General features: G+C 73.8%; 12 protein-coding genes and 2 pseudogenes. 4 read left to right on the top strand and 10 right to left on the bottom strand.

Going from position 1 to position 16,796, the window contains the following annotated elements; translation table 11 throughout:
* Positions 1-38: 38 nt before the first annotated feature.
* Positions 39-1,329: pseudogene (locus AC6JBM_RS15255) on the bottom strand (M20/M25/M40 family metallo-hydrolase).
* A gap of 370 nt (positions 1,330-1,699) precedes the next feature.
* Between AC6JBM_RS15255 and AC6JBM_RS15250 the strand changes: the two are divergent.
* The gene (locus tag AC6JBM_RS15250) at positions 1,700-2,770 is read left to right on the top strand and encodes a hypothetical protein (protein ID WP_497984271.1); all 1,071 of its coding nucleotides are present in this window, start codon (positions 1,700-1,702) and stop codon (positions 2,768-2,770) included.
* 473 nt (positions 2,771-3,243) lie between these two features.
* Here the strand turns inward: AC6JBM_RS15250 and AC6JBM_RS15245 are convergent, their stop codons facing one another.
* From AC6JBM_RS15245 to AC6JBM_RS15230, 4 genes are all read right to left on the bottom strand, one after another.
* Positions 3,244-3,594 carry a sensor histidine kinase gene (locus AC6JBM_RS15245; protein WP_497986460.1) on the bottom strand — a complete coding sequence of 117 codons (351 nt, stop codon included), beginning with the start codon at positions 3,592-3,594 and terminating at the stop codon, positions 3,244-3,246.
* Positions 3,591-4,730, bottom strand: a complete 1,140-nt coding sequence (locus AC6JBM_RS15240) for a histidine kinase dimerization/phospho-acceptor domain-containing protein (protein ID WP_497984270.1) — start codon at positions 4,728-4,730, stop codon at positions 3,591-3,593. The genes AC6JBM_RS15245 and AC6JBM_RS15240 overlap by 4 nt, the downstream gene beginning before the upstream one ends.
* Positions 4,731-5,254: 524 nt before the next feature.
* Positions 5,255-6,397: a cellulose binding domain-containing protein gene (locus AC6JBM_RS15235; protein WP_497984269.1), complete on the bottom strand. Its 1,143-nt coding sequence runs from the start codon at positions 6,395-6,397 to the stop codon at positions 5,255-5,257.
* 648 nt (positions 6,398-7,045) lie between these two features.
* Positions 7,046-7,852 (bottom strand): SAM-dependent methyltransferase, encoded by an 807-nt coding sequence (locus AC6JBM_RS15230; RefSeq protein ID WP_497984268.1) that lies wholly within the window; start codon positions 7,850-7,852, stop codon positions 7,046-7,048.
* A gap of 265 nt (positions 7,853-8,117) precedes the next feature.
* On the opposite strand from AC6JBM_RS15230, the gene AC6JBM_RS15225 reads away from it, so the two are divergent.
* The 3 genes and pseudogenes from AC6JBM_RS15225 to AC6JBM_RS15215 all read left to right on the top strand — a co-directional run bounded on the left by AC6JBM_RS15225 (position 8,118) and on the right by AC6JBM_RS15215 (position 12,949).
* Positions 8,118-9,068 (top strand): EcsC family protein, encoded by a 951-nt coding sequence (locus AC6JBM_RS15225; RefSeq protein ID WP_497984267.1) that lies wholly within the window; start codon positions 8,118-8,120, stop codon positions 9,066-9,068.
* Positions 9,069-9,262: 194 nt separating this feature from the next.
* Positions 9,263-9,442, top strand: a pseudogene (locus tag AC6JBM_RS15220) (helix-turn-helix domain-containing protein); the annotation flags it as partial.
* A 210-nt stretch (positions 9,443-9,652) separates the two neighbouring features.
* Positions 9,653-12,949, top strand: a complete 3,297-nt coding sequence (locus tag AC6JBM_RS15215) for an AfsR/SARP family transcriptional regulator (RefSeq protein WP_497986459.1) — start codon at positions 9,653-9,655, stop codon at positions 12,947-12,949.
* Between the two features lie 5 nt (positions 12,950-12,954).
* Here AC6JBM_RS15215 and AC6JBM_RS15210 read toward each other — a convergent pair whose 3' ends face one another.
* From AC6JBM_RS15210 to AC6JBM_RS15190, 5 genes are read right to left on the bottom strand one after another with little or no spacing between them, the layout of a single operon-like run.
* Positions 12,955-13,146 carry a hypothetical protein gene (locus AC6JBM_RS15210; RefSeq protein ID WP_497984266.1) on the bottom strand — a complete coding sequence of 64 codons (192 nt, stop codon included), beginning with the start codon at positions 13,144-13,146 and terminating at the stop codon, positions 12,955-12,957.
* A 19-nt stretch (positions 13,147-13,165) separates the two neighbouring features.
* On the bottom strand, positions 13,166-13,669 hold the full coding sequence (gene lepB, locus AC6JBM_RS15205; protein ID WP_497984265.1) for a signal peptidase I: 504 nt from the start codon (positions 13,667-13,669) through the stop codon (positions 13,166-13,168).
* Positions 13,666-15,513: an ABC transporter ATP-binding protein gene (locus AC6JBM_RS15200; RefSeq protein ID WP_497984264.1), complete on the bottom strand. Its 1,848-nt coding sequence runs from the start codon at positions 15,511-15,513 to the stop codon at positions 13,666-13,668. The genes lepB and AC6JBM_RS15200 overlap by 4 nt, the downstream gene beginning before the upstream one ends.
* Positions 15,510-16,106: a thioredoxin domain-containing protein gene (locus AC6JBM_RS15195; protein ID WP_497984263.1), complete on the bottom strand. Its 597-nt coding sequence runs from the start codon at positions 16,104-16,106 to the stop codon at positions 15,510-15,512. The genes AC6JBM_RS15200 and AC6JBM_RS15195 overlap by 4 nt, the downstream gene beginning before the upstream one ends.
* A gap of 3 nt (positions 16,107-16,109) precedes the next feature.
* The gene (locus AC6JBM_RS15190; RefSeq protein WP_497984262.1) at positions 16,110-16,649 is read right to left on the bottom strand and encodes a MauE/DoxX family redox-associated membrane protein; all 540 of its coding nucleotides are present in this window, start codon (positions 16,647-16,649) and stop codon (positions 16,110-16,112) included.
* Positions 16,650-16,796 lie beyond the last annotated feature (147 nt).

Genomic DNA, 16,796 nt, shown 5'->3' with positions numbered 1-16,796 from the left:
TTGACGCACACCTGCGGGCAGCAACCCGCCGAGCCCGGTCAGCAGGTGCGCAGGAGGCGCTCGAGGACGCGTTCGCCGAACTCGAGGCCGTCCACCGGCACGCGTTCGTCGATGCCGTGGAACAGCGCGGTGAAGTCCAGGCCGGGCGGCAGGCGCAGCGGGGCGAAGCCGAAGTGGCGGATGCCCAGGCGCTGGAAGGACTTGGCGTCGGTGCCGGCCGAGAGCATGTACGGCAGCAGACGCGCGCCCGGGTCCTCGGCCTCGATCGCGGCCGCCATGGCGTCGACGAGCCGGCCGTCGAACGTCGTCTCGACCGGGGGGCAGCAGGTCCCAGTCCATCTCGACGTCGGGGCCGAGGACCTCGGCCAGCTCCCGCTCGAACGCGCGCTCGCGGCCGGGCAGCATCCGGCCGTCCACCGTGGCCTCGGCGATCGACGGCACCACATTGGCCTTGTACCCGGCCTTCAGCATCGTCGTGTTCGCGGTGTCACGCAGCGTGGCCCCGATCATGCGGGACAGCGAGCCGAGGCGGCCGATCGCGGACTGTGGGTCGTCGGCGTCGAAGGGTACGCCGGTCAGGTCGCTCACCCCGGAGAGGAACTCCCGCACGGCCGGGTGCAGGACCGTCGGGAACTCGTGCGCCTCGAGGCGGGCCAGGGCGGTGGTCAGCTTCGCCACGGGGTTGTCCGCGTGCAGCATCGAGCCGTGCCCGGGCGTGCCGCGGACCTTGAGCCGCAGCCACATGACGCCCTTCTCCGCGGTCTCGACGAGGTAGGCGCGCACGTCGTCGCGGACGGTGTACGAGAAGCCGCCGACCTCGCTGATCGCCTCGGTGACACCGTCGAAGAGCTCGCGGTGCTGATCGACGAGAAAGCCCGCGCCCTGCCGCCCGCCCGCCTCCTCGTCGGCGACGAACGCGAACACGATGTCGCGGGGCGGTACCACATTGTCACGCTTGAACTTCCGCGCGACCGACAGCGCCATGGCCACCATGTGCTTCATGTCGATCGCGCCGCGTCCCCACAGGTAGCCGTCGCGGATCTCGCCGGCGAAGGGCGGCACGGACCACTCGGACGCGTCGGCCGGCACCACATCGAGGTGACCGTGCACGAGGAGCGCGCCACGCTCCGGGTCGGCGCCGGGCAGGCGCACGACGACGTTGCCGCGCTGGGGCGCCGGCTCCAGGTACACCGGCTGGAAACCGGCGTCGGCGAGGCGCTCGGCCACGAACTCCGCCGCGGCGCGCTCGTTCCCGCTGGCGCCGTCGTCGCTGGTGTTCGTGGTGTCGTACCGCACCAATGCCCGCGCCAGCTCCACGACCTCACTCATGATCACCACGGTAGTGGCGAAATATGAATTCACAGTGACCTGCCAGGTGTGTGGGATTGCGGTGCCAGCTCCGCCGTGCACGGTCGTCAGGACAGGTCCGACTTCTCCGCAGGAGTTACGCGCGATGAGCTCAGCCCACGACGACCAGGCTTCTTCGCCCGCCGCCGACCCGGCACCCGCTTCCGCTGCCGCTCCGGCACCGGATGCGACCCCGGCCGGACCGCAGTCGCCGCTCCCGCCCGCCGCCGGCCCGGCGTCCGCTTCCGGTGCCGCTCCGGCCGGACCGCAGGTGCCACTCCCACCCGCCACCGACCCCGCGATCGCTTCCGGTGCCGCTCCGGCACCGGGCGAGACCCCGACCGGACCGCAGGTGCCACTCCCACCCGCGACGACCCCGGCCTGGGCCGGGATGGACCCCGCACAGCCGTCCGCCTCACCGGCCCGCCCGGCGGCTCCCGCGCAGGCTGAGCCGACCGCCCTCAGTGGGGTCGCGCAACCGGGCGCCGCCACAACGACTCCCACCTGGGCCGAAGGGGCGGCGCAGGCCGAGCCGACCACCCCCAGCACGGCCGCGCAACCGGGCGCCCCCGCAACGACTGCCACCTGGGCCGAAGGGGCGGCGCAGGCCGAGCCGACCACCCCCAGCACGGCCGCGCAACCGGGCGCCCCCGCAACGACTGCCACCTGGGCCGAAGGGACGCCCGCGCAGCCCGTTTCCGGCCCGCCCGGCTACGGGGCGGCGCCGATCTGGGCCTCGGGTGCGCCGTCCGGCCCGGCGGCCGCCGCCGCGGGTTCCCCGGCCGCCCCGCAGCGTTCGTCGCGGCTCAAGCTGGGCATCGTGGCCGCCGTCTCCGCCGTCATCGTCATCGGCGGCGGGGTGGCCGTGGCGCAGGCCGCGAGTGACAGCAACGCCACGCAGAGCCAGGGCCCGGGCGGCGGTCGCGGACCCGGCGGCCAGGGCTTCCCCGGCGGCGGCCAGGGCTTCCCGGGTGGCCAGGGCAATCAGAACGGCCAGAACGGCCAGAACGCCCGGGGCAACCAGGGCGGCGGCTTCGGCGCACAGGGCGGCGGGTTCGGCCGTGGCGGGATGACCACGCTCGGTGGGGCGCTGCATGGGGACTTCGTGGTGAGGGGGAGCAACGGACAGTACGTCACGGAGCGCCTCCAGACGGGCACCGTCACGGCGGTGAGCGCCACCTCGATCACGGCCAAGAGCGAGGACGGCTACTCCTCAACGTTCGTGGTCGGCGACGCCACGAAGGTCAACAACGGCGCGTCCACGATCGCGGACGTGAAGGCCGGTTCCACCGTCACCGTGATCGGCACCGTCTCCGGGAATACCGCCACGGCCACAGAGGTCACGGACGTGAGCCTGCTGCGCCAGGGCAATGGCGGTAACGGTCAGCGTCCGGCGAGCCCTCGCCCCACCAAGACCACCTGACGCGCACCGCTCGGGCGGCCCGGCCCGATGGTGCCGTCGGCCCTGCGCGCGGTCGGGCCGGTGATGTCGTCGGGCCGCCTGTGGTCGGGTCCGATGGCCCCGCTGGCCCTGCCCGCGCTCAAGCCCGGCGATCTCGTCGGGCGGCCTGCGCGTCGGATCCGACGGTCCCACCGGCCCTGCCCGCGGTCGGGCCCGGTGATCTCGTCGGGCCGCCTGCGGGTCGGATCCGATGGTCCGTCGGGCCGCCCGCGGTCGGGCTATGGCCGGTGGCAGCATGGATGGTCCTGGCAGTCGCGGACCCTGCTGGGACCATCGTAGTGGGGACCACGACGGAGAAGCGGCCCGCGTCGGATTGCGGGATTACGGATTATTGGATTACCGGTAATCGTAAATGCGATAATTCGGCGGCGGTCACTGGGAGTGATACTGGCCCGCCCTCACCGCCCCGGGGCGTTGGGCCGCGGGACCCGGGCTCAGGGAGTCGCGAGGCTGGACGGGGACGGAAGGTCCGTGCGGTGCAATGGCAGATGCACCTCGAACCGGGCGCCCTCCCCCAGCGCGGTCTCCAGCGTGACACGGCCGCCGTGCGCCTGGACGATCGACGCCACGATCGCCAGGCCCAGACCCGAACCGCCGGCAGCCCGTGTGCGCGACGGGTCCGTGCGGTAGAACCGCTCGAAGACGCGTTCGGCGTCCTCCTGCGTCATGCCGGGGCCGTCGTCGCTGACCGCCAGCACCGCCTCCTCGTTACGCACGGCGACTGACACCGTGACTCCAGTTCCGGGCGGGGTGTGCGTGTACGCGTTGGCAAGGAGGTTGGTCAGGACCTGGCGGAGCTTGCCGTCTCGCCGAGTACGATCGGCGCCTCGACGTCCGACGTCTCCGAGACATCCGAGACGCGCAGGCGCACCGTGTGGGACGGGGCCGTGACCCGGGCGTCGAGGACCGCGTCGGTGGCCAGGCCCAGCAGGTCCACGGACTGCAGTTCGAGGGGGCGTTCCTGGTCCAGGCGGGCCAGCAACAGCAATTCCTCGACGAGCAGACCCATCCGTGCGGCGTGCTGCTCGATGCGTCCCAGGACCGCGGTCGCCGCCTCGTCCGAGCCGCCTCGCTGGCGGTACAGCTCGGCGAAGCCCCGGATTGCCGTCAGCGGTGTGCGCAGTTCGTGGGAGGCGTCGCCGACGAAGCGGCGCATGCGCAGCTCGGAGTCGCGCGCCTCGGCCTCGGAGGCGCGCTGGGCGGCGAACGCGTCCTCGAGGCGGCCGAGCATCGTGTTCAGGGCCGTGGACAGGCGGCCGACCTCGGTGTCCGGGTGCGCGACCGGGATGCGTGTGGACAGGGTGCCGGCCGCGATGCCGGAGGCGGTCTGCTCCACCTGGACGAGGCCGCGCAGGCTCGAGCGGATCAGGACCAGCGCGACGACAACGAGCACTACGAGGAGTGCGGCCGCGATCACGGACTCCAGCTTGACCAGGCGGTCGACGGTGGCGTCGACCTCGTTGAGGCTGACCGCGACCGTGATCTCACCGTCGGTACTGCGGACCGTCATGGCTCGCCATCCACTCCCGCCGCCGTCGGGGTCGGCGTCGAAGAGGCGGCCTACCGGGGTTGTTCCGGCGCTCGCGAGCCGGGGCCGGGCCTGGCCGGCGGGCGCGCCGTTGCGTTCGAAGAGGATCTGCGGCTTGCTGTTGTTCGGCGTGTACCGCACGTAGAACGCGTTCGCCAGCTCCGGCCCCCGGTTCGGGCCGCGCGGGGCCGCGTCCAGGAAACCGTTGCCCGCGATACGCATGGCGGTGAGCCTGGCCGTGTCGGTGACCTGGCCGTCGATGCGCTTCATGAGGTACTGGCGCAGGGCGAGGGTCGTGGCGACGCAGATGCCGGCCAGGGCGAGGGCGACCATGGCCAGCACCGCGGCAAGCAGCTTTGTCCGCAGGCTCCAACCGCCTGGTCCGCGCCTCATCACCCCATCGTGGAGGAAACGAGCCTCGGTACGCCGCGACTTGGCCAACCTCGCGGCGACCACCCAGCGATGGCGCACGTCGACGAGCAATCACCTCGCCGAGTTGCAAGGCGGCCGGGTTACGCTGCTGAACAGCACCGATGGGCCACGCGAGTGAGCATCGGGCCTCACAGCCGATAGTGAACGAGCCCGCAAGAGCGTGAGGCCACCCGCGAGGGTCAACGACCACAGGCCACGTGCGAGGCCGGTCACAAGCGCAGCCGGTGGCCACGTGCCAGGCCGGTCGCGGGCGCGGCCACGGGCCAGGTGCGAGGCCGGTCACATGCGCGGCTGGCGGCCACGTGTCAGGCCGGTCACGAGCGCGGTCGGCCACGTGCGAGGCCGGTCGCGGGCGCGGCTGCAGGCCACGTGCCGGGCCGGTCGCGGGCGCGACCGCGGGCACCGGGGGATCTGGTGGCCGCGGCCGCGCGGACGGGTCAAAGCAGGCGCGTCAGGACCGGCGCGTCAGGAGAGGAACGGGCGGGTCAAGTGAGGAAGCTGCCGTACGGGCCGGCCAGGATCGCGTTCTTCTGCGCCTGACTGAAGTGGGTGTTCGGGTAGTTGTAGAACGACGCCGACATCGGGGTGCCGTCCGTCGACGATGCGTCGGGCAGGCCGAAGCCGTGGCCGAGCTCGTGGACCATGCCGCCGTACCAGCGGTTCATCGGGCCGTTGATGCCCGCCGCGCCGTCGGCGTCGTGGCCGCTCAGGATGACCCAGCCTGGGCCGCCTCCGCCGCCGGACTTGCCCGCCTCCTCGGCGCTGATCTCGCCTACGCACAGCCAGCGACTGTCCTGGTTCGAGATGCCGAAGCGGCGCGTCAATTCGGCCTGCATGTTCTCGACCACGCACCAGTAGTGGTCGCTGGTGTTGCAGTTCGTGGTGATGTACCACTGCGCGTTGTGCTCGCCGTTGACCACCTCGACGACGGTGGTGTTGAGCGTGAAGGTCTTGCCCAGCTCCTGCTTGTAGTACCGCTGGGCCTCCCGCATCACGCTTGCGATGCCGTCGGGGTAGCGCTGGTCGAAGGCCACGTCGGTCGGCTTCAGCCAGAAGACCCGCACGGTCTTCAGCGCCGGGCCGGTGGAGCCGGTGCCGGTCGGCGTCGGCGAGGCGGATCGGGTGCTGCTCGGCGTCGGCGAGGCGGATCGGGTGCTGCTCGGCGACGGTGAAGCGGATCGGCTCGGGGACGCGCTCGTGGTGGGCTCGACGGTGCCGGTGCACGCGACGTTGTTGAGCCGGAAGGCGGTCGGCACCGCATTGGTGCCGTTCCAAGCGCCGTTGAAGCCGAACGATGTGCTCGCGCCCGTGGCCAGGGCGCCGTTGTACGACACGTTCGTGGCCGACACGGACGCGCCACTCTGGGTCACCGTGGCGTTCCAGGCCTGGGTGACCGTCTGGCCGTTGGCGAAGCTCCAGGTCAGCGTCCAGCCGTTGATCTGGTCGCCGAGGTTGGTGATCGCCACGCTGGCGCCGAAGCCGCCCTGCCACTGCGAGCTGATCGTGTACGACACGCGGCAGCCGGCGGTGGCGGCACTGGCCATCGTCGTGGCGACGGCCGTCCCGGCTGCGGCGAGTCCGACGGTGGCGGCGATCGCCACGAGGCTACGGATCTGATGACGGCGCAACGCTCATCTCCCTTCATTCGTGTATGCGGATAAGTCACTGTGTTGGCCGAAAACCTTTTCGGCGAGGTGGGGACGGCAATCCGAAAACACCGGGAGCGGGATCTGCGAAAGTTTCAAGCGCTCACTGAAGGTGTCCACCCGATCACCGCTCGCTGACGCCGGAACCTCGCGCGCGGCACGGCGCGGCACAGCAACGCAGCGCAACACGACGTAACGCAGCGGATGAGGGCGGCCGCGACGACGAGCGCACCCAGGACCATCGGACAACCGCCCGCACTCGGGTCGGGGGCGCCAGCAGGCGAGGTCCCGTGGACCAGCGCATACAGGACCGCTGGGTGTCACTGTCCATTCGCGGCCCGACGGTCGCTCAGGGTCGCGGCGGTCCAGTCAGCGTCGCGGCCGTCCGCTCAGGGTCGCGGCCGTCCACTCAAGGCCGCGGCCGTCCGCCAAGGGTCGTGGCGGTCCACTCAAGGTCGCGGCCGTCCACTCAAGGTCGCAGCGGTTCGCTCAGTTCCAGTTCGACGTCCGGGGACTACCAGAAATTGGGCGCAAGGTGCCCGGGCAAGACCGCGAAGCCATTACCCGACAGGTCGAGCTAGCCGCGCTCCGAGTTCCGCGCCAGCTCGATCGCCTCGTCCACCGCCAGGCTCACTCGGGCTTGCGGCCGACCGCGCCCAGGACCGAACGCTGCTCGTGCTCCGTGGGCTCCTCCGGGTCCGGGTGCCAGCTGGTGATCGGCACGACGCCGGGCTCGACCAGCTCCAGGCCGGCCAGAATGCCGGCCACCTGCTTCGGGTTGCGGGTCCGCACCGAGGTGGGCGTGCGGTCGTACAACTTCGTCACCTGCTCGTGCTCGTGCCCGAGATCGTCGACGGCGGTGAAGTGGGAGACGGCGACGTAGCTGCCGGGGACGAGCGCCTCGGTGAGCTCGCGCACCAGCTTCGGCGGGTCGTCCTCGTCGCTGAGGAAGTGCAGGACCGCGACCAGGAGCACCGCGACCGGGCGGTCGAAGTCGATCAGGGCACGGACCCGCTCGTGGCCGAGGATGCCCGCCGGGTGGCGCAGGTCGCCGCCGATGGCCGCGGCCTGCCGGTTGCCCGCGAGGATCGCCTGGCCGTGGGAGACGGCGACGTCGTCGACGTCGACGTACACCACTGTGGCGTCGGGGTCGATCGCCTGCACGACCTCGTGGACGTTGCCCCGCGTGGGGATGCCGGAGCCGATGTCGAGGAACTGCCGCACGCCCTGCGCCGCGAGCCAGCGCACCACGCGGCCCAGGTAGGCCCGGTTCGTGTGCGCGACCTGCAGGATGCCGGGCCAGGCCGAGATGAGCTGCTCGGCGAACTCCCGGTCGACGGCGAAGTTGTGGTAGCCGCCCAGTCCGTAGTCGTAAACCCGGGCGGCGTTGGGGACCGTGACATCGACGCCGTCGGGCGCCCATTCCGGCAGACTCACGCGATCAGCGTACCCGTCGTTGTAAATGTCACGGTCTTGTGGCGATCGGGATCCGGACTCCATGACGTGGCACGTTGTAATTACCGTTGGGCGGGTGACCGAGCCGTCCTTCACCGCGCCCGCCGCATCCCCGACTCCCCCGGCGCCGCCCGGCACACCCGTGTCCGGCTCGCCGATGTGGCCCGACTCGGCAGCGCCGCCGGTGTCAGCGCCCACGGCCGATGGGCCGATGCCGCCGAGCCCGATGGCGCCGCCAGTGTCCGCGGTGCCGGTTGCGCCCGCCCCGCAGGCCGCCGCCCGAGCCGACGCCGAGGCCGAGGGCAAGGCCCAGAGCAGGGCCGAGGCCAAGGCCGAGAACGTGGCCGAGGGCAAGGCCGAGAGCGTGGCCGAGGGCAAGGCCGAGAGCGTGGCCGAGAACACAACCGAGAACGTGGCCGAGAGCGTGGCCGTGGGCGAAGGGCTCAGCGACGCCGGCGCGCCGAAGGTCGAGGGGCCGCCGCCAGGGCTGTGGGCGAAGATGAAGGCGGACCCGGAGTACGCCCCCGAGCACCTCGCCCTCGAAGCCGTCACGCGGCTCGGCCCCAGAATGACCGTCGAACTGGTGAAGCTCAAAGGCCAGAATCCGGGCGCCCACGCGGACGCGCTCGCGGACATGATCATCTACCGGTACGTGAACCAGTCGCGGCTCTCCGGAGCGGTCGGCGGGGCCGTGCCGGTCGCGGGCACCCTGCTCGACGTCGGGGTGCTGGCCTGGACGCAGGCGCGGATGGTGCTGATGCTCGCGGCCAACTACGGCGTCGATCCCGCGCACCCCGACCGGGCCGTGGATCTCCTGGTGCTGCAGGGGATTCACAAGTACACACAGACGGCCCGCACCGCGCTCGCCGTCGCGCGGGGGCGGGAGAGCGTCGACGCCCTGCTGCCCGCCGACCGCCCCGAGATGCGCAAGGTGCTCATGCGGCTCGGGCTCAAGCTCGCGCAGATGGCGGGCGTGCGGGCGGTGAAGAAGATGGCGGCCAAGGTCATTCCGGGGCTCGGGATCATCCTCGGCGGCGTCACCAACGGCAACGCGACGCGTGCGCTCGGTGGCCGGGCGATCACCATGTACCGCCGGCCGCCCATGCTCACCCATCCGCACCCCATGCTCACGCATCCGCACATGGCCCATCACCCGCCGCGCCAGCTCCCGCCGCGCCAGCTCCCGCCCGCCCGCTGATCCGCCCCGAACCTCGCCTCCACCCCGAACCTCGCCTCCACCCCGATCCCGGCCTCCACCCCGATCCTCGCCGCCGACGCAAAGGGCAACGCGGACCGCATTGGCGTGCATCGCTCAAAGCAGCCAAGTCGCAAGCGGGTCGACATTGACCGTCATCTCCGGCACAATTTTGGGCCAGGCATTCCGGGGGACGAATGCCGGACGGGGGACGGTTCGGTGTCATGGACCCGAGCGACGCGTTAGGACCGGGCGGGCGCCTGCGCCGGCACCGGCTGCGAGCCGGCGTCGACCAGCGGGAACTCGCCCGCCGAGCCGGGATCAGTGTCCGCGGCCTGCGCGACATCGAGCAGGGGCGGGTCAGGCGGCCGCGCGCCGAATCGGTCGAGCGGCTCGCCGACGCCCTGGAACTTTCCGCCACCGAACGGCAGGCATTGGGGTTCACGGCCCGTGAACAACTGGCCCGTGAACGACCGGCCGGCGAACAACCGGCCCGGGAACAACCGGCCCGGGAACAATTCGCTCAAGGCGCCAGTGCGGGCACCGGCCGGGAAGCCGATCACGCGAAGACGGCGGTACACATCGGGGTGCTCGGCACGCTCTCCATGCGCCTCGGCGACACGGCCGTCGAGGTCCGCTCGCCCATGCTCCGGGGACTCCTGGGACTGCTGGCCCTGCACCCGCGGCAGGCGGTCTCCCGCGACGAGATCGTCGACTTGCTGTGGGACAGGCCGCCGCGGACATGCCTCAACCTGGTGCACGTGTACGTCGGGCAGCTGCGTCGCCTGCTCGAGCCCGACCGGCGGCAGCGCCGGCCCTCGGGGACGATTCGGCTGGCGGCGGGCGGCTACCGGCTCGACCTCGACGCGAGCGGGCTCGACGTCGTGCGCTTCGACGAGCTGCTGGCGCGGGCGCGCCGGGACACGGGCGACGCGGTGGCGGCCCGGGAGCACCTCGGGCAGGCGCTGGACTGCTGGCGCGGGCCGGTGCTGGCCGGGGCCGACCCGCGGCTGCGCGAGCACCGCAGCGCCGCCGCCCTGAGCCGGCAGCGGGTGGACGCGGCGATGGCGTACGCCGATCTCGCCCTCGCCGCTGACGAGCCGGCGACGGCGAGCATGGTCGCGGTGCGCCGGCTGCTGGCGGTCGTGCCCGACGAGCCGCTGCACGAGGGCCTGCACGCGCGGCTCGCGCGGCTGCTGGCCCGCACCGAGCGCGCCGGGGCATTGCGCCTGCTGGCCGACGTCCGCGCGCGCCTGACCGAGGAGCTCGGCGTCCAGCCCGGCGAGGAGCTGCAGGCCGCCCACCTCCACGTACTGCGCCAGGCGGGCGGGGAGCCTGCACCGCGCGGTACGACGGCCGCGAATGTCGTCGTGCCGGGGCAGCTGCTCGCCGACGTGGCCACCTTCACCGGGCGCGCCGACGCGCTGCGGCGCCTGGACGCGCTCGTCGACGGGCGCGAGGCGCGCCGGCCGCCGGGCGCGACCGTGGTGGCGATCGCCGGTACCGCGGGCGTCGGCAAGACCGCCCTGGCGATGCACTGGGCGCACCGGGTCAAGGACCGGTTCCCCGACGGCCAGCTTTACGTCAACCTGCGCGGCTACGCCCAGGGGTCGCCGCTGCGGCCGATCGAGGCGCTCGCCCGGTTCGTGCACGCGCTCGGCACGCCGCCGGACGAGGTGCCGCTCGACGTCGACGAGGCCGCGGCCGTCTACCGGACGCTGCTCGCGCAGCGGCGCATCCTGGTCGTGCTCGACAACGCGCGCGACGCCGAGCAGGTGCGGCCGTTGCTGCCCGGCGGCGTGGGCTGCCTCGCCATCGTGACCAGCCGGGATCGGCTCGCCGGGCTGGTCGCGCGGGAGGGGGCGCAGCCGCTCGCGCTCGACGTGCTCGGCACGCAGGAGGCCCGCGCGCTGCTCGGGCGGCTCCTCGGGGCCGAGCGGATGGGCGAGCCGGCGGCCGCCGACGAGCTGGTCGGGCTCTGTGGTGCGCTGCCGCTGGCCCTGCGCATCGCCGCCGCCAACCTGCTGTGCGAGCCGCACCAGACGATCGGCGGCTACGTGCGCAGGCTGCGCGACGGCGACCGGCTCACCGCGCTGCGCATCGACGGCGACCGTCAGACGGCCGTCGGCGCCGCGCTCGACCTGTCGTACGCCGCGCTGCCGGACGACGCCCGGCGGGTGTTCCGGCGGCTCGGCCTGGTGCCCGGCCCCGACTTCACGGCCGCCGCCGTGACCGCGCTGGACAGCCACGAAACAACCGGCCGCGAAACAACAAGCGCCGTGACCGCGCTGGACAGCCACGAAACAACCGGCCGCGAAACAACAAGCGCCGTGAACGCCCTGAACGGCCGCGAAACAACCGGCCGCGAAACAACTGGCCGCGAAACGGCGGCGTCGAAGCTGGAGCGGCTGGCCCGCGCGCACCTGATCGAGGAGTCGGCGCCCGGCCGGTACGCGTTCCACGACCTGCTGCGCCTCTACGCCCAGGCCCGCGGCGAGGCCGAGGACGACGAGGCCGACCGCCGTGCCGCAAGGCAGCGGCTCCTCGACCACTACCTGTCGGGACTCGATGCGGCGGCCCGCCTGCTGTATCCGGAGAAGCTGCGGATGCCGTTGCCCCCGCAGGCGTCCCGGATCGGGTTCGCCGACCACGCGCAGGCCCTGGCCTGGATCGACGCCGAGCACCCGAACCTGGTCGCGGCCGTGCAGCAGCCGGAGCCCGGTGCGTCGACGTGGCTGCTCGCCGACGCCCTGCGCGGGTACTACCACCTGCGCGTCCACACCATCGACTGGCTCACCGCCGCCCACGCCAGCCTCGCCGCCGCGCTCGAGGCCGGGGACCCCGCGGCCGAGGCGGTCAGCCACCTGAGCATCGCCGACGCCCACTGGCGCCGCAGCCGGCACGATCTCGCGGTCGAGCACTTCCGGCGGGGACTCGCGGCGGCGCGGCGCACCGGCTGGGCGCAGTGCCAGGCGACCATTCTCGGCAACCTCGGCGCGGTGCACTGGCAGTCGGGGCACCTCAAGGCGGCCGGCGAGCAGATCGCCGAGGCCCTGGAGCTCAACCGGCGGGTCGGCTGGCTCGCCGGGCAGGCGGTCGGCCTCGGCAACCTCGGGCTGGTGCGCATGCAGGCCGGGCAGCTCGCGGCGGCCGCCGGGCACTTCCGGGAGGCGCTCGACCTCAGCCGGCAGCTCGGCTCGCGCAGCAGCGAGGCCAACGTCCTGGGCAACCTCGGCGAGGCCTGTCAGCTGCTGGGGAGGCTCGACGAGGCGATCGAGCACCTGAGCCTGGCCCTGGTCCTGCACCGCGAGCTCGGCGGGCAGGGCAACGAGGCCGCGAACCTGCGCACCCTGGCGGCCACGCACCGCGACGCGGGGCGGCTCGACCAGGCCCTCGAGCTCGCCCAGGCGGCGCTGGAGCGGGCGCGCGGCACCGACATGCTCCGGCTCGAGATCGACGCGCACAACGCGATCGGGTCGGTGTTCGACGCGATGGGCCGCCACGAAGCGGCCGTCGACAGCCATGAGCGGGCGCTGGTGATGGCGCGCGAGACCGGGGAGCGGCTGCCCGAGGCGGAGGCGCTCATCGGGGTCGCGGCGGCCCGCCGCAACCTGGGCGAGCTCGACCGGGCCCTGGCCGACGTCATGCGGGCGCTGGCGCTCACCCAGCGGGCCGGGTTCCACCAGCTCGAGGGGGCGGCGCTGACCGGGCTGGCCGCCGTCCACCTGGCCCGCGGCGAGCCGCAGTGGGCCGTGCACGTCGGCGAGCGGGCGAGCGCCGTGCACGAGAAGACCGGGTTCCGGGCGGGGCTGACCCAGACCGCCGAGCTGCTGCGCGAGGCCCGTGCGGCCGGCGAACCGGCCACACGGGCGTCGGGGCGCTGATCGCGTCAGCAGCCGTCCCACGGGTCGTTGCACGCCGTCGTGCCCAGGGTGCAGTCCGGCTTGACCCACACCTTCTTGTAGATGTTCCCGGAGCAGGACTCGCACCAGCTCTCGTACGGGCAGCTGGCGGTCGCGGTGGCCTTCGGCAGCAGGCGGGCGAGCATGCGCTCACCGGCCCGCTCGACGAGCTTGAGCATTCCGTGACATCCCTTCACATCAGACGGCCGGCCCCGTGCCGGCGCGATCGTTCCCCCGGCCGAAGCCGAAGTCCTGGTACGGCCCGGGCGACAACCGCCGCACGACCACCCCGAGCAGCCGCTCGCCGGGCAGGTAGCCCAGGCGGCGCGAGTCGAGGCTGAAGTCGGGGTTGTCGCCGAGGACCACCAACTTGCCGGGCGGCACCGTGGGACCGTCGGCGACGGCCACCCCCGTGATGCCGGCGTCCGGGACCGGGTCGCCGGGCAGCGCGGCGACCCGCTTGATCAGGTACTCGACGCCGTCGGGGCCGCCGAGCACGACGACCTGGCCCCGCCGGACGGTGCCGAGCCCGGCCCGGCGGACCAGCACCCGGTCGCCCGGGTCGAGGGTCGGGCGCATGCTCAGCCCCGACACCGTGATCGCCACGAACCGGCGGCGCAGCAGCACCAGCCCGGCGGCCGAGGCCGCCGCGACCAGAGCCAGCGCCAGCGCCAGCGCCAGCGCCGGCAGGAGCGCGGTCACGACGCCACCCCGGCGTCGGTGTACCCGCGGGCCTGCACGTCGAAGAGCTCGGCGTAGCGCTGCCCGAGCGCCATGAGCTCGGCGTGGCTGCCGTCCTCGACGGTGACGCCGTCGCCGAGCACCACGATCCGGTCGGCCTCGCGCACGGCGCTGAGCCGGTGCGAGATGAGCAGCGTCGTCAGGCCCTCGCGGTGCCGGCGCAGGGCCGCGTGGACCTCGTGCTCGGCCTGGGCGTCCAGCCCCGCGCTCGGCTCGTCGAGGATCACCAGGTCGCGCCGGGCGCGCAGGAGCGCCCGGGCCAGGGCGACCCGCTGCCACTGCCCGCCGGAGAGCACCACGCCGATCTGCGGGTCCTCCTCCGGCGAGCCCTGGTGGAAGATGCGCGACAGCAGGGTGTCGTAGCCGCGGGGCAGCCCGCGCAGGATGCCGTCCACGCCGGCTCGCCGCGCCGCCTGCTCGACCCGGGGCCGGTCGTCCAGCGCGCTCAGGTCGCCGACCGCGACGTTCTCGGCCGCCGACAGGTCGTAGGCGGTGAAGTCCTGGAAGATGGCGCCGATCCGCTCGCGCAGCAGCGCCGGGTCCAGCTCGCGCAGGTCGGCGCCGTCCCAGTGGATCGAGCCGCGGGTCGGGTCGTAGAACCGGCACAGGAGCTTCACCAGGGTGCTCTTGCCGGCCCCGTTCAGCCCGACGAGCGCGACGGTCTGGCCGTGCGGGATGAACAGGCTGACGCCGCGCAGAATCCAGGGGTGCTCGGGGCTGTAGCGGAACCACACGTCGCGCAGCTCGATGCCGCGGCGCAGCTGCGGGGCCGGGGCCGGGTGCGCCGGGACCGGCAGGTCGGGGCCGCCGGAGACGACCTCCTGGAAGTGCTCGAACAGCAGCAGGGCCTGGTGGGCCGTCGCCGCGTGCTGGACCCCGCCGGCGAGCCCGGCCTGCACGCCGGCCATGGCCGCGATGAACATCGAGACGTCGCCGACGGTGGCCCGGCCCGCGGCCGTCTCGGCGATCATCCACATGAGCCCGCCGCCGGCCACCGCCGCCGAGACCACCGCGAGCAGCGCGTGGCTGCGCAGCTGCCGCCGGCCGATCACGCGGTACTCGTCGTTGACGGCGGTCAGCTCGGTCCGCATCCGCTCGCGGAAGAAGTCGCCGAGCCCGAACAGCCGCACCTCCTGGCCGACTCCGGGCGTGGTGAGCAGCCGGGCGAAGAACATGTGGCGGCGCTGCGCGTGCCCGGTGCGCCAGAGCATCGCCGCCTGTGCCCGGTTGAGCGACAGGTGCACCCGCAGCATCGGCAGCGCGGCGGCGAGCACCGTGGCGGCGACGACCGGGCTGACCGCGACCAGGGCGGCGGTGAAGCCGGCGACGCCGATGAGCGCCTGGACCAGCCCGAGCGCGCTGGAGACGAGCTGGCCCGGGCCGCTGCGGCTGGCCTGCTCGGCCATCTGCAACCGGTCCTGGAACGCCGGGTCCTCGAGCCGGGTCAGGCCCGGCTGGCCGTTCACCGCGCGGTAGAGGCGTTCCTGGGCCCGGACGCCGACCCGCCGCTCGGTCTCCGTCGTGATGTACCGCATCGCCTGGGGTGTGACCGCGGCGGCGAGCCCGGTCGCACCGATCGCCGCCGCGAGCCCGAGCAGCGCGGGAAGGGCCGCCCCGCCGCCGGCCAGCCGGTCGAAGAGCTGCTTGCCGAGCACCGCCGTGACGACCGGGAGCACGCCGCCGGCGACGGTGAGCGCCACCTGCGCGACGAGCAGGCCGGGCGCGGCCTCGGCGGCGAGCCCGAGGGCGGCCCGGGCGTGCCGCAGCACCATCCGCGGCCGGGCGGGCGGCGGGCCGGACGTCATCGGCGCGGGCCCGCGCTCGCCCGTGCCCCGCCCGAGCGGACGGCGGCGGCGAGCCGCCCGGCGTCCGGGAACGAGCCCAGGTCGGTGCCGGAGGCCAGGATCACGCCGTCCGGGTCGAGCAGGTACATGGCGGGCAGCCCGCGCACCCCGAACGCCTCGTACACCGAGCCGCCGCCGTCCGGCTCGTCGACGACGGAGGCGGCCGGGGCCAGCCCGGCCGTGAGCGCCGCCGTGTCCTCGGGCGCGCCGACGACCACGGCGAAGACCTGGCTCCGGTCGAGTCCGGCGCGGCGGGCGTACTGCAGGAATCCGGGCATGCGGTCGTGGCACAGGTTGCAGTGCGGGGAGAAGAACCCGACCAGGCGGGCCGCCGGCGCGCCGGGCTCGAACGGCTCGCCGTCGCGGGCGGCGGCGGCGAACGGCGCGGGGCGCTCCCCCGGCGGCAGCACCGGGCGGCGCTCGGCGTCGACGAGAGGGCCGTCGCCGCCGGGCGTCACCGGGCGGCGCATGCGCTGCACGACGCCGAGCAGCAGCACGAGGTTCAGGACCGTGACGGCCCCGAGGAGGACCACCGCGGCGGTGAGGTACGCCATCGCTCAACGCTCCTGTCGAAGGGTCGGGTACGGGCGGAACAGCTCGGCGATGTCGTCGAGGCGCAGCACCACGGCCGCGGCGACGGCGGCGGCGGCCACCGCGAGCGCGGCCCCGGCAGGGTGCACCTCGCCGGGCGAGGGCGCGGTCACGGCGGCGAGTCCGAGCGCGCCGACGCCGGCCAGGACGAGGTTGCGGGCCACGTGCACGCGGTCCAGCGGCCGGGCCGAGCGGGCGCCGAAGCACAGGCAGGACGCGCGGACCCCGCGGCGCACGGTGATCTCGATGGCGACCGCGAAGACCGTCAGCAGCGCGGCGGCCGCCGGGAACGCGAGGCGCGCGGCGCCGGGCACGGCGAAGAGCGCGACGAGGCCGGCCTCGACCGCGATCACGGCGGCCGCGACCGGGCGGCGCCGGCGGCGGGGCACGAGCCGCAGCTCGGTGAGCGAGCCGGCGAACTCGTCGAACGCGGCGCGGCTACGGGCCTTGCCGGCGGCCGACACCGCGAAGATCACGACGAGGAGCACGCCGCAACCGATGGCCACGTACCGCACGATCACCCCGCTTCCGGCGAGCCGGACGCCCGCTGGGCATCAAGCTAGGCGGGGGCATCGGAAGGTTCGCTGAAGCGCGACTGAAGCCGCCGACCAGCACGATCGCGCCGGCACCGGCAGAAGCGGCAGCACCCGGGC

Source organism: Dactylosporangium thailandense, from assembly GCF_059739745.1.
Note: the sequence above shows the minus strand (reverse complement) of the source record. Positions and strands in the feature narration are given on the sequence as shown.

Bases quoted from the DNA above. Each gene is read 5' to 3' on its own strand.
- AC6JBM_RS15200 (WP_497984264.1), bottom strand. From the start codon at position 15,513: ATGACGTCCGGCCCGCCGCCCGCCCGGCCGCGGATGGTGCTGCGGCAC.
- AC6JBM_RS15210 (WP_497984266.1), bottom strand. From the start codon at position 13,146: ATGCTCAAGCTCGTCGAGCGGGCCGGTGAGCGCATGCTCGCCCGCCTG.
- AC6JBM_RS15240 (WP_497984270.1), bottom strand. From the start codon at position 4,730: ATGAGGCGCGGACCAGGCGGTTGGAGCCTGCGGACAAAGCTGCTTGCC.
- AC6JBM_RS15195 (WP_497984263.1), bottom strand. From the start codon at position 16,106: ATGGCGTACCTCACCGCCGCGGTGGTCCTCCTCGGGGCCGTCACGGTC.